Consider the following 11,795-nt stretch of genomic DNA (forward strand, 5'->3'; position numbering starts at 1 on the left):
TTCCAGTGTCACACACGCGCGGTCAACAGAGCGGACAGCGGCCGGAACGGCTGCAGCCATGCTCCCTGGTCAGGCAGCGAATCTAGGCCGATTCGCGGCAAGGGCTCCCGGAACACACCGCTGATGTCTTCCAGGTCGACAAAGTCCAAGGTATCCGACGCTAGCGCCCAACTCGCATGTTCGCGAAATCCGATGACTTGAACCGTGACCCCGGAGCGTGCTATCTCCTCCAGCGGTTGACGAAAGGCCTGGCCGTCGGCGGAAGCCACCACCAGCGCCGCCAGCCCTTCGCTGCGTCGCAGTTCGATGTGGGCGAGCATGTCGCGGTCGACGTCGCTGTCCTCGTCGATCTTCGGTTTGGCGAACACCGCGAATCCCACGTTGCGCAGGGCGTCCACCCAGGGCCGCACGACCTCGGCGCTGGCGGGCGCGATGTTGGTGAAGACGGTGGCCTCGGGTTCGACCACGACGCCCGGGCGGCCGGCACTGATCTCTGCCGTGCGGCCCAGCAACCAACGCCCGAGGGCGTCGAACCGCGGACGCTCCAGGGCGGTGGGGCGTCGCCCCAGGATCGACCCGAGTCCCATGTCGAGGTTGGGCGCGTCCCAGACCAGCAAAACGCGTCCGCCCGGCGGTGAGAAGCTTCCGAGCGCATCATCGGGCAACGCCGGCAAAGGTTCAGCTGCCGCGGTCTGTTCTTCCGCCAGGCTCATGGTCATCGCCTACTCATGTCGTAGCCAGATGAATTCGGTCACGGCGCTGCCCGCCTCGTGGGCCTTCGTCTCGTATTTCGTGGTGGGCCGCGCCACCGAGATCGGCAGCCGGCTGCCGGCATCGGCGCGACGCAGCCGCGGCTCGGCGTCGCCGAGCGCGCCGATATGTTCGGCGTACCCGGGATGGTCCGTCGCGGCGTGCAGGACACCACCAGGGAGTAACCGGTCGGCGATGAGGCCAACCGTGCCCGGTTGCAGAAACCGGCGCTTGTGGTGACGGGCCTTGGGCCAGGGATCGGGAAAGAACACGCGCACCCCGGTCAGCGAACCGGACGGGATCAGCCGCTGCAGCACCTCGACCCCGTTGCCGCGGATCAAGCGGATGTTGCCGACCCCGTCGCGGTCGATCGCGCACAGCAGTTGCGCGAGCCCGCGTTTGTAAATTTCCACCGCGATCACATCGACATCCGGCTCATCCTTGGCCATCGCCAGCGTGGATATGCCGCTGCCGCAACCGATTTCGAGCACCAGCGGCGCCTGGCGGCCAAACCATGCGCGGGTGTCCAGCCGCGGATCCCCGCCGCCCTCGCCCGGGGCGTCCAGGGATAGGCCAAGCTCCGGCCACAGCCGCTCCCAGGTTTGCCGCTGGGCGTCGGAAAGGGCGGATCGTCGGGAGCGAAAGCTCGATGCCGGAAGGTAGCGCTGGCCGCGACGGTCGTCCGACTCCTCCTCAGGCGCGTCGGGGAAAGCTCCCGCCCGGGGTTGCGCATGCATTTGTCCATGGTGGCCCATAACCGAGTGATGTAGCCGCCCCTGGTCCAGATTGATACCCAACAGTTGCCTTCGGCTGGTAACAGTCAAACGGTGGCTCGCATCAAAGTGACGCAAGTGCCACCATTCGGTGGGACCCGACCGGCCCCCGGGTCGGATCCATCGAACCGAACGCAGGACATGAGGGGACGATGAGCGGACAAGGACACCAAGATTTCGTCGACGAGCTGGCGCGATTCGCCGCCGGCCACGCCGACCCTCGCGTGACGGCCATCGCCGAGCGAACGGCCGCGCCCCTGCGCGCGCTGGTCCGGGGACGCCGTGGCGTCGGGTGCGTCACGGTGGCGCGGGCGCTGGACCGCGCCGGAGCCGCCGCGGGGATCTCGGTGACGACCGCCGGCGGTCGCGAAGTCGACGTCGTCGTGTACGTGACCACCGAGGTCGTCAAACCGGAAGACATCGACGCGATCGGCGCCGCCGGGCGCCCGGTGTTGGCGGTGCTGAACAAAGCCGACCTGGCCGGGTCCCTCGCCCGCGGGGACGGGCCGATCGCGGCAGCGCGAACGCGGTGCGCGGAGCTTGCCGAACTCGCGGGCGTGCCCACGGTGCCGATGGCCGGCCTGCTCGCCGTCGCCGAGGTCGACGACCTGGACGCCCCGCTGTGGGCGGCGCTGCGGACGCTGGCCGCGCACCCCGGGGTGGCCACCTCCCTCGACGGCTCGTTCGCCGGGTTCATGTCGGCGGACAATCCGGTGCCGGCCGACGTGCGGCTGCGCCTGCTCAACACCCTGGACCTATTCGGCATCGCGCTCGGCGTTGCCGCGGTCCGGCAGGGCAGGACGGCCGCGCAGGTGCGGGCCCTGCTGCGCCGGACGAGCGGTGTCGACGCCGTGCTGTCCCAGATTGCGATCGCCGGCGCCGAAGTGCGCTACCAGCGGGTGCTGGACGCCGTCGCGGAATTGGAGGCGCTGGCGGTCGGCTTGGACGAATCCGCGGAGACGATTAGCGGATTCCTGTCGCACGACGACACGGTGGTGGCCCGGATGGCGGCCGCCGTCGACCTGGCGGAGTCGGCCGGGCTGGGCCCGGACCACGGGGAACCGGCTGACTGGGACCGCGACCCGTCCGCGCACCTGCCCCGCGCGGTGCGGTGGCAGCGCTACAGCCGGGCGTCGGCGAGCGAGCTGCACCGCGCTTGCGGGGCCGACATCGCCAGGGGATCGATGCGGCTGTGGTCGCAGGCGTGCGGGTCGCTGCCCGGGGAGCCGCAGGCGGAGTGGCGATGAGCGCCGACAAGCACGACGATCCGGTCGCTCGAGTCGACGCGCTGGTGGCGAGCATCGGTCCGGAGCTGAATGCGCCCGCCATCCACCGCCGTGACGTGGTGCTGGTGACCGGGCCGTGGATGGCCGGGGTGACCGCGGTGGCCGCGGCGCTGCGCGAGCGGCTGCCGGAGCACAAGTTCGTCGAGTCGGTGGACCTGGGCCCGGGCGAGGCGCCGACGGCTGTGGTGTTCGTCGTCTCGGCCGCGGCCCACCTCACGCAGTCCGACTGTGCGCTGCTGGACGCCGCCGCCGCGCACACCGATGTGGTGGTCGGAGTGGTGTCCAAGGTCGACGTGCATCGCGCCTGGCGCGACGTGCTGGCCGCCAACCGCGAAACGTTGGCCGCGCACGCGCCGCGTTACCGCGGCGTGCCCTGGGTGGGAGCGGCCGCCTTGCCCGACCTCGGCGAGCAGGACGTCGACGATTTGGTGCAGACACTGTCGACGCGATTGGCCGACTCCGAGCTCGCGCGCCGAAACCGGCTGCGGGCGTGGGAGTTCCGGCTCAAGACCGTCGTGCAGCGGTTCGACCGCGACGCCGACGGCGCCGGGCGGCGGGCACGGGTCGACGCGTTGCGCGACGAGCGCAGCACGGCGCTGCGGCAGCGGCGCGAGGCGAAGACCGAGCGCACCATCACGTTGCGCGGTCAGATTCAGCAGGCGCGGGTGCAGCTGTCCCACTTCGCGCGCAATCGTTGCTCGTCGGTGCGCCGCGAGCTGCAGGAAGACGCCGCGGGATTGTCCCGGCGCCACATGCCCGGCTTCGAGGCGCACACGCGTGGCCGGCTGGACGAGGTGGTCGCCGAAGTGAACGAGGGCACCGCCAGCCACCTCGCTGATGTCGCGCACGTGGTGGGGGTCGCGACGACCCTGCCGGCAGTCGAGGAGCTGCCGACGGTCGATATCCCTCCGCCCCCGCTGAAATCGCGGCGGCACGAGACCTGGCTGATGATGCTGCTGGGCGCCGGGTTCGGCCTGGGCGTGGCGCTGACCCTGAGCCGGTTGCTGAGCGGGCCGGCCGCTCGGCTCAGTCCCGCGCTGTCCGTCGTCGCGGCGGTGACGTGCGTGGCGATCGGGCTGGCGGTCACCCTCCTGGTGGTCAATATCCGTAGCCTGCTGCGCGACCGGGCGCTGCTGGACCGCTGGGCGGGCGAGGTGACCTCCTCGCTGCGATCGGTGGCGGAGGAGCTGGTGGCGACCCGCGTCCTGGTGGCCGAGTCGGTACTCAGCAAGGCGGTCCTGGCCCAGGACGAGGTGGAGAACGCCGAGGTGAGCGACCAGGTCAGCGCCATCGACCGCGAGCTGCGCGCGCATGCCATGGCCGCGTCGCGGGCCGCCGCCGCCCGGGAGCGGGAGCTGCCGACGGTGTTGGCGGCCCTGGACGTCATACGTGCGGAACTGGGTGAAGCGGGTATATCTCCAGCCGCCGATGAAGCGTCCGAGGGCAAATCGGGCGAAGAAATCGAGGCAACCGAAAAACCGGCTTCTAGGAGCGGCGATGGAGATTCTGACGGATCTTCTGAATCGTTGTTGTGAGAAGGCTTATACCTGCCCGAGACTTCCCCGACAAGGTGCTCACGATAACCTGTAGTTAACGCCACCATGTCAACCGTTGTGTGGGCGACCGCATATGCGATAGGCACCAAAAGCAGCCCGAGTACGCAGAAGAATTCAGGAGACTTCGATGACCTCAGCGACCATTCCCGGATTGGACACCGCACCCACGAAGCATCAGGGGCTGCTGTCGTGGGTACGGGAGGTCGCCGAGCTGACGCAGCCCGAGCGCGTGGTGTTCACCGACGGGTCCGCCGAAGAGTTCGATCGGCTCGCCGGTCAGCTGGTCGAGGCGGGCACGTTCACGAAGCTGAACGAGAAGAAGCACCCGAATTCCTACCTGGCGTTGTCCGACCCGTCCGACGTGGCACGGGTGGAGTCGCGGACCTTCATCTGCTCCGAGCGCGAGATCGACGCCGGCCCCACCAACAACTGGATGGAACCGGCCGAGATGCGGGCCCTGATGACCGACCTGTACCGCGGCTGCATGCGCGGCCGCACCATGTACGTGGTGCCGTTCTGCATGGGCCCGCTCGGCGCGGAGGACCCCAAGCTGGGCGTGGAGATCACCGACTCCGAGTACGTCGTCGTGTCCATGCGCACGATGACCCGGATGGGCAAGGCGGCCCTGGAAAAGATCGGCGACGACGGGTTCTTCGTCAAGGCGCTGCACTCGGTGGGTGCGCCGCTGGAGCCCGGCCAGCAGGACGTGCCGTGGCCCTGCAATGACACCAAGTACATCACCCACTTCCCGGAGACCCGCGAGATCTGGAGCTACGGCTCCGGCTACGGCGGCAACGCGCTGCTGGGTAAGAAGTGCTACTCGCTGCGCATCGCGTCGGCGATGGCCCACGACGAGGGCTGGCTGGCCGAGCACATGCTGATCCTCAAGCTGATCTCCCCGGAGAACAAGGCGTACTACTTCGCCGCGGCCTTCCCGTCGGCGTGCGGCAAGACCAACCTCGCGATGCTGCAGCCCACCATCCCGGGCTGGCGCGCCGAGACCCTGGGCGACGACATCGCCTGGATGCGGTTCGGCAAGGACGGCCGGCTGTACGCGGTCAACCCCGAGTTCGGTTTCTTCGGGGTGGCGCCGGGCACCAACTGGAAGTCCAACCCCAACGCCATGCGCACCATCGCCGCGGGCAACACCGTCTTCACCAACGTCGCGCTCACCGACGACGATGAGGTGTGGTGGGAAGGCCTGGAGGGCGAGCCGGATCACCTGATCGACTGGAAGGGCAACGACTGGTACATCCGCGAGACGGAAACCAAAGCCGCCCACCCGAACTCGCGCTACTGCACGCCGATGTCGCAATGCCCCATCCTCGCGCCGGAGTGGGACGACCCGCAGGGCGTGCCGATCTCGGGCATTCTGTTCGGCGCTCGTCGCAAGACCACGGTGCCACTGGTGACGCAGGCCCGCGACTGGCAGCACGGCGTGTTCATGGGCGCCACCATGGGCAGCGAGCAGACCGCCGCCGCCGAAGGCAAGGTCGGCACGGTGCGCCGCGACCCGATGGCCATGCTGCCGTTCCTCGGCTACCACGTCGGTGACTACTTCCAGCACTGGCTCGACCTCGGCAAGAACTCCGACGAGTCCAAGATGCCGAAGGTGTTCTTCGTCAACTGGTTCCGCCGCGGCGACCAGGGCGAGTTCCTGTGGCCGGGCTTCGGCGAGAACAGCCGCGTGCTGAAGTGGATCGTCGACCGCATCGAACACCAGGCCGGCGGCCAGGACACCGCGATCGGCATCGTGCCGACCGCCGCGGACCTGGACCTGGACGGCCTCGACGTCGAGCCCGAAGACGTCGCCAAGGCGCTCGCGGTCAACACCGACGAGTGGCGCCAGGAGCTTCCGCTGATCGAAGAGTGGTTCGAGTTTGTCGGCGACAAGCTGCCCACCGGCGTCAAGGACGAGTTCGAGGCGCTCAAGCAGCGCCTGGCCGACGCCGACTAGGCGCCGATCGGGTCGATCGGACCGTCGGCCATGACCACTTGACACCCGTCAAGTTTTTCGGCGGTACAGTCTGCCCATGCAGATTCGCGAGCACCTCGGCGCCGGCAAGCCCGCCGTCATTCTCCACCCGTCCGGGACGGTCATCACCTTCGACGAGCTGGAGGCGCGGGCCAACCGGCTGGCGCACTTTTTCCGGCGGGCCGGCCTCGTCGAGGGCGACGCCGTCGCGATCCTGATGGAGAACAACGAACACATGCACGCGGTCATGTGGGCGGCGCGGCGCAGCGGTCTCTACTACGTCCCGATCAATACCCACCTGACCGCCGCCGAGGCCGCCTACATCGTCGACAACAGCGCCGCCAAGGCGATCATCGGCTCGGCGGCGCTGCGGAAGACGTGCGAGAACCTGGCCGAGCATTTGCCGGCCGGCCTGCCCGGGTTGCTGCTGATCGCGGATGACGATCTCGAGGGCTGGCAGCGTTACCCCGAATGCGTTGCGGGCGAGCCGGACACCCCGATCGACGACGAACGCGAAGGCGACCTGCTGCAGTATTCGTCGGGCACCACCGGCCGGCCTAAGGGCATCAAACGCGAACTGCCACACGTGCCGCCGTCCGAGGCGCCCGGCATGATGTCGGCCCTGGTCAGCTTCTGGATGAACCCGGATTCGATCTATCTGAGCCCGGCGCCGCTCTATCACACCGCGCCGTCGGTGTGGTCGATGAGCGCGCAGGCGGGCGGGGTCACCACCGTGGTGCTGGAGAAATTCGATCCCGAAGGCTGCCTCGACGCCATTCAGCGGCACCGTGTCACGCACGGGCAGTTCGTCCCGGCGATGTTCACCCGGATGCTGAAACTGCCCGAGGCGGTGCGTAATTCGTACGACCTGTCCAGCCTGCAGCGGGTCATGCACGCGGCGGCGCCGTGCCCGGTGGAGATCAAGAAGCGGATGATGGACTGGTGGGGGCCGATCATCGACGAGTACTACGCCTCCTCCGAGGCGATCGGGTCGACGCTGATCAGCGCCGAGGAATGGCTGGCGCATCCGGGCTCGGTCGGCAAGCCGATGGCGTGCGAGATCCACATTCTGGACGAGAACGGCAACGAGCTGCCGCCGGGCCATCCGGGCGAGATCTACTTCGCGGGCGGCTACAGCTTCGAATATCTCAACGACGACGCGAAAACCGCTGCGTCCCGGGACAAGCGCGGGTGGACGACGGTCGGCGACATCGGTTACGTCGACGACGAGGGCTATCTCTACCTCACCGATCGGCGCCACCACATGATCATCTCGGGCGGGGTGAACATCTACCCGCAGGAAACCGAGAATCTTTTAGTCACCCACCCGAAGGTGTTGGACGCGGCGGTGTTCGGCGTTCCCGACGACGAGATGGGGCAACGGGTGTTGGCGGCCGTGCAGACCGTCGACCCGGCGGACGCCACGGACGAATTCGCCGACGAGCTGTTGGCATGGTTGCGAGATCGCCTGGCGCACTACAAGTGTCCGCGCTCGATCGCGTTCGAGGCGCAGCTGCCGCGCACCGACACCGGCAAGCTCTACAAGAACGGGCTGATCGAGAAATACTCGGTGTGACCCATGCTCCGGGTGCTGGACCTGTCGAGCCCCCCGGATGCCGGCCCCGAACCCGGCACCGCGGCCCCTCCGGGGGTGATCCTGGCGCATGGCGCGGCCGCCGACCTCGCCTGCCACGAATCATGGCTTCAGGCGGCGACTTTCACGCTGACCGAAGACCGCTGCGACGATCGCCGGGTGGTCACCGTCGACTCGGTGCCCGCCGCGCTGGCCGAGCTGACCGCGCGCTGCCAGCACTGGCCGCAGGCCAGCAATGTCTGTGACGACGTGTTGCGCGGGGTCGACCCGGGTGGGCCCGCGCTGTCGGCGGTGGTTACCGAGTCGCTTGCCTATTCGACCCTGCAGGCGGGTCCCGAGTTCGCGCGCTGGCTGCACGCACGCGGTCCGGCCGAGCTGCCCGACATCGCCGAGCCGGTGCGGACCCGCCGCGACGGCGACACGCTGCGCATCGCGTTCAACCGCCCGCAACGCCACAACGCCTTTTCCACCGACGCCCGGGCCGCGCTGCTGGAGGCGCTGACCGTCGCGCAACTCGATCCGTCGGTGACCGGGATCGTGTTGAGCGGCAACGGACCGTCGTTCTGCAGCGGTGGTGACCTCGCCGAATTCGGTACCTTCGCCGACCCGGCGAGCGCGCACCTGGCCCGCACCCGGCACAGCCCTGCCCTGGCACTCGATGCGCTGACCGCCCGGCTCGGCCGCGCCTGCAGGGCGGAGGTGCACGGCCGCGTGCTGGGCAGCGGGCTGGAGATGGCGGCGTTCTGTGGATGGGTGACCGCGCACGAGGATTCGGTGTTCGGGCTACCCGAACTTCAGCTGGGGCTGATCCCCGGCGCCGGCGGGACGCTCAGCGTCACCCGCCGGATCGGCCGGTGGCGCACCGCCTATCTCGTGCTGTCCGGCCGCACCATCGACGCCGGCACCGCGCTGGCCTGGGGTTTGGTCGACGCTATTGACGCCTAAAGCGTTGTCAGAAGCCCGAATACGTGGTGGTCGTGGTCGACGGCAGGTTCGAGACGGCGATCACGCCGATGGCGACGTACAGGATCACCATGATCACGGCGAACACCGCACCGACCACGGCGCCGATGATGGCCCACTTCTTGGCGTTGTTGGCCGCCTCCTGCGCCTCGGCGTACCGGCCCTGGGCCCATAGCCCGGACACCTTGGTGGAGTACACGATCGACACGATTCCGATCGGCAGGCAGCACAGCACGGTGCACAGGATGGCCCAGACGAGGTAGTTCTCCGGCTCAGGCTGGCCCTGCCAGCCCGGCTGCGGTGGCTGCCAACCCGGTTGCTGGGCCGGCCAACCCGGCTGCTGGCCCTGCCAAGGCGGCGGCTGTCCCTGCCATTCCGGCTGCTGGCCCTGCCATTCCGGGGAGCCTTCGCCGTAGGGCCCTGGGGGATAACTCATGGCAGCCGACTTTCTTTCGTTGCAGTAACTTTTAATTCCGTGCAGCTTTGCTGAGAAGTCAGGCAAGAATACAGCACGCCCCGACGTCAAGCCCGCACATTCGGGCGCGGGGCTCAGATGCCGCCCCGCGCCACCAACTGCCCGGCGATCACGTTGCGCTGAATCTCGTTGGTGCCCTCGCCGACGATCATCAGGGGCGCGTCGCGGAAGTAGCGTTCCACGTCGTATTCGCACGAGTAACCGTAGCCACCGTGAATCCGGACGGCGTTCAGGGCGATCTCCATTGCCACTTCGGAGGCGAACAGCTTGGCCATCCCGGCTTCCATGTCGCAGCGCTCGCCGCTGTCGTAGCGCTCGGCGGCGTAGCGGGTGAGCTGACGGGCGGCCGTCAGTTTCGTCGCCATGTCGGCCAGGTAATTGCCCACCGACTGATGCTTCCAGATGGGCCGGCCGAAGCTCTCCCGTTGCTGCGCATAGGCCAGCGCGTCCTCGAGCGCCGCGGTGCCGACACCCAGCGCCCGGGCGGCCACCTGGATGCGGCCCGTCTCGAGTCCCTTCATCATCTGCGAAAAGCCTTCGCCCATCTGGCCGCCCAGCACCGCCGACTCGGGTGCCACGAAGTTGTCGAAGGAGAGCTCGCACGACTCGACGCCCTTGTAGCCCAGCTTGGGCAGGTCCCGCGACACAGTGAGGCCGGGCCCGTGCTGGACGAGCACGATCGAGATGCCGCGGTGGCGGGGCGTGGCATTCGGATCGGTCTTGCACAGCAGCGCGATCAGTCCGGACCGCCGCGCATTGCTGATCCAGGTCTTGGAGCCGTTGATCCGCAGGCCGCCAGGGGCGCCGTCCGCGCCGTCGAAAGGCAGGGCGGTCGTCGTCATGTTCTGCAAGTCCGACCCGCCGCCCGGTTCCGTCAACGCCATCGTGGCCCGCAGCTCGCCGGACGCCATCGCCGGCAGGTAGGCCCGCTTTTGTTCCTCGGTCCCGAACAGGACCAGCAGCTTGGCCACCACGGTGTGCCCGCCCATCGCCCCGGCCAGGCTCATCCAGCCGCGGGCCAGCTCTTCGGTGACCCTTACGTAACAGGGCATGGACACCGGCGATCCGCCGTATTCCTCCGGAATAGCCAGGCCGTAAATGCCGATCCGCTTCATCTGCTCGATCCACGCCTCGGGATAGGTGTTGGCGTGCTCGACCTCGCGGACGGTCGGCTTGACGTCGCGGTCGATGAACGCCCGCACCGTGGCCACCAGCATGTCCTCTTCGTCATTCACCTGCTGTCGCCCTCCAGCGTTGATGGTGACGACCCGCTTCGCACGGCTTCGCCGCGCTCGCGATCGCCACGAGGTTGTTCGGTGGCGACCCGCTTCGCCCGGCTTCGCCGCGCTCGCGATCGCCACGAGGTTGACCCTCTATTCCACACCCTGCCAGCATGTGGCGTTGTGACTAGTGACGGGTATGCCCGGACCCGCCCCGGCGGGCCGTACTTCGACGACCTCTCGGTCGGCCAGGTCTTCGACTGGGCGCCCGCGGTCACGCTGTCCTCGGGGCTGGCCGCGGCCCACCAGGCGATCGTGGGTGACCGGCTGCGCTTGGCGTGCGATGCCGTGCTGTGCACCGCCGTGACCGGCGTGCCGGGACCGCTGGCGCACCCGGCGCTGGTGTGTGACGTCGCGATCGGCCAGTCGACACTGGCCACCCAGCGCGTCAAGGCCAACCTGTTCTACCGCGGCCTTACGTTTCACCGGTTCCCCGTCATCGGCGACACCATCTACACCCGCACCGAAGTGGTTGGGCTACGGGCCAATTCGCCGAAGCCTGGCCGGGCGCCGACGGGGCTGGCGGCGCTTCGGATGATCACGATCGACCAGGCCGATCGACTGGTCCTCGACTTCTACCGGTGCGCGATGCTGCCGGCCGGCCCGGACTCGAATCCCCCTGCTGCGCCCGGCGACGACCTGTCCGGAATCGGCGCCGGCGCGCCCGGCCCGGCCACCGACCCCGTCGCACACTGGGACGGCGAGGTGTTCCGAACCAAGGTGCCCGGTCCGCACTTTCACTCAAGCCTGGCCGGCGCGGTGCTGTGCAGCACGGCTGACGTGGTGAGCAGCGCGCCCGAGCTGGCCCGGCTCACTTTGAACATCGCTGCCACCCACCATGATTCGCGGGTTAGTGGGCGCCGACTGGTCTACGGCGGCCATACCATCGGGCTGGCGCTCGCGCAGGCGAGCAGGCTACTGCCCAACCTCGCGACGGTGCTGGGCTGGCAGTCCTGCGATCACACCGGGCCCGTCCACGAGGGCGACACCCTCTACAGCGAGTTGCACGTCGAGTCCGCCGAGCCGACCGACCACGGGGGCGTCCTGGGGCTGCGGTCACTGGTTTACGCCATCAGCGACGTCGCGGGTGAACCCGACCGCGCTGTGCTGGACTGGCGATTCAGCGCGCTGCAGTTCTAGGCG

At 68.7% G+C, this 11,795-nt stretch carries 10 protein-coding genes; 6 read left to right on the top strand and 4 right to left on the bottom strand.

Annotated features, from left to right (window positions below):
* Positions 1 to 8: 8 nt before the first annotated feature.
* Both A5773_RS11110 and trmB read right to left on the bottom strand, forming a co-directional pair.
* Positions 9 to 713 carry an NYN domain-containing protein gene (locus A5773_RS11110; protein ID WP_066947642.1) on the bottom strand — a complete coding sequence of 235 codons (705 nt, stop codon included), beginning with the start codon at positions 711 to 713 and terminating at the stop codon, positions 9 to 11.
* A 9-nt stretch (positions 714 to 722) separates the two neighbouring features.
* Positions 723 to 1,505, bottom strand: a complete 783-nt coding sequence (trmB, locus tag A5773_RS11115) for a tRNA (guanosine(46)-N7)-methyltransferase TrmB (RefSeq protein ID WP_067790915.1) — start codon at positions 1,503 to 1,505, stop codon at positions 723 to 725.
* Between the two features lie 170 nt (positions 1,506 to 1,675).
* Here trmB and A5773_RS11120 point away from each other — a divergent pair, with 170 nt between their 5' ends.
* From A5773_RS11120 to A5773_RS11140, 5 genes are all read left to right on the top strand, one after another.
* Positions 1,676 to 2,770: a hypothetical protein gene (locus A5773_RS11120; RefSeq protein WP_067790917.1), complete on the top strand. Its 1,095-nt coding sequence runs from the start codon at positions 1,676 to 1,678 to the stop codon at positions 2,768 to 2,770.
* The gene (locus A5773_RS11125) at positions 2,767 to 4,344 is read left to right on the top strand and encodes a hypothetical protein (protein ID WP_067790931.1); all 1,578 of its coding nucleotides are present in this window, start codon (positions 2,767 to 2,769) and stop codon (positions 4,342 to 4,344) included. The genes A5773_RS11120 and A5773_RS11125 overlap by 4 nt, the downstream gene beginning before the upstream one ends.
* Before the next feature lie 148 nt (positions 4,345 to 4,492).
* A complete protein-coding gene (locus A5773_RS11130) occupies positions 4,493 to 6,322 on the top strand; it encodes a phosphoenolpyruvate carboxykinase (GTP) (protein ID WP_066947108.1) in 1,830 nt (609 codons plus the stop codon).
* Positions 6,323 to 6,398: 76 nt separating this feature from the next.
* Positions 6,399 to 7,916, top strand: a complete 1,518-nt coding sequence (gene fadD4, locus A5773_RS11135) for a fatty-acid--CoA ligase FadD4 (RefSeq protein ID WP_067790920.1) — start codon at positions 6,399 to 6,401, stop codon at positions 7,914 to 7,916.
* Positions 7,917 to 7,919: 3 nt separating this feature from the next.
* Entirely contained in the window at positions 7,920 to 8,879 is a 960-nt protein-coding gene (locus A5773_RS11140) for an enoyl-CoA hydratase/isomerase family protein (protein ID WP_067790922.1), read from the top strand.
* A 7-nt stretch (positions 8,880 to 8,886) separates the two neighbouring features.
* On the opposite strand, the gene A5773_RS11145 is transcribed toward A5773_RS11140, so the two are convergent.
* Positions 8,887 to 9,333, bottom strand: a complete 447-nt coding sequence (locus tag A5773_RS11145) for a CD225/dispanin family protein (RefSeq protein WP_066947122.1) — start codon at positions 9,331 to 9,333, stop codon at positions 8,887 to 8,889.
* A 113-nt stretch (positions 9,334 to 9,446) separates the two neighbouring features.
* Positions 9,447 to 10,607, bottom strand: a complete 1,161-nt coding sequence (locus A5773_RS11150) for an acyl-CoA dehydrogenase family protein (RefSeq protein ID WP_066947124.1) — start codon at positions 10,605 to 10,607, stop codon at positions 9,447 to 9,449.
* Between the two features lie 168 nt (positions 10,608 to 10,775).
* Between A5773_RS11150 and A5773_RS11155 the strand changes: the two genes are divergently transcribed.
* Positions 10,776 to 11,792 (top strand): MaoC family dehydratase, encoded by a 1,017-nt coding sequence (locus A5773_RS11155; RefSeq protein WP_067790924.1) that lies wholly within the window; start codon positions 10,776 to 10,778, stop codon positions 11,790 to 11,792.
* Positions 11,793 to 11,795 lie beyond the last annotated feature (3 nt).

The sequence above is a fragment of the Mycobacterium sp. 852014-52450_SCH5900713 genome, from assembly GCF_001667075.1.
Classification (GTDB): Bacteria; Actinomycetota; Actinomycetes; order Mycobacteriales; family Mycobacteriaceae; genus Mycobacterium.

Coding starts and splice junctions, on each gene's coding strand:
- A5773_RS11130 (WP_066947108.1), top strand. CDS start 4,493: ATGACCTCAGCGACCATTCCCGGATTGGACACCGCACCCACGAAGCAT.
- A5773_RS11110 (WP_066947642.1), bottom strand. CDS start 713: ATGAGCCTGGCGGAAGAACAGACCGCGGCAGCTGAACCTTTGCCGGCG.
- fadD4 (WP_067790920.1), top strand. CDS start 6,399: ATGCAGATTCGCGAGCACCTCGGCGCCGGCAAGCCCGCCGTCATTCTC.
- A5773_RS11140 (WP_067790922.1), top strand. CDS start 7,920: ATGCTCCGGGTGCTGGACCTGTCGAGCCCCCCGGATGCCGGCCCCGAA.
- A5773_RS11120 (WP_067790917.1), top strand. CDS start 1,676: ATGAGCGGACAAGGACACCAAGATTTCGTCGACGAGCTGGCGCGATTC.
- trmB (WP_067790915.1), bottom strand. CDS start 1,505: ATGGGCCACCATGGACAAATGCATGCGCAACCCCGGGCGGGAGCTTTC.
- A5773_RS11125 (WP_067790931.1), top strand. CDS start 2,767: ATGAGCGCCGACAAGCACGACGATCCGGTCGCTCGAGTCGACGCGCTG.
- A5773_RS11145 (WP_066947122.1), bottom strand. CDS start 9,333: ATGAGTTATCCCCCAGGGCCCTACGGCGAAGGCTCCCCGGAATGGCAG.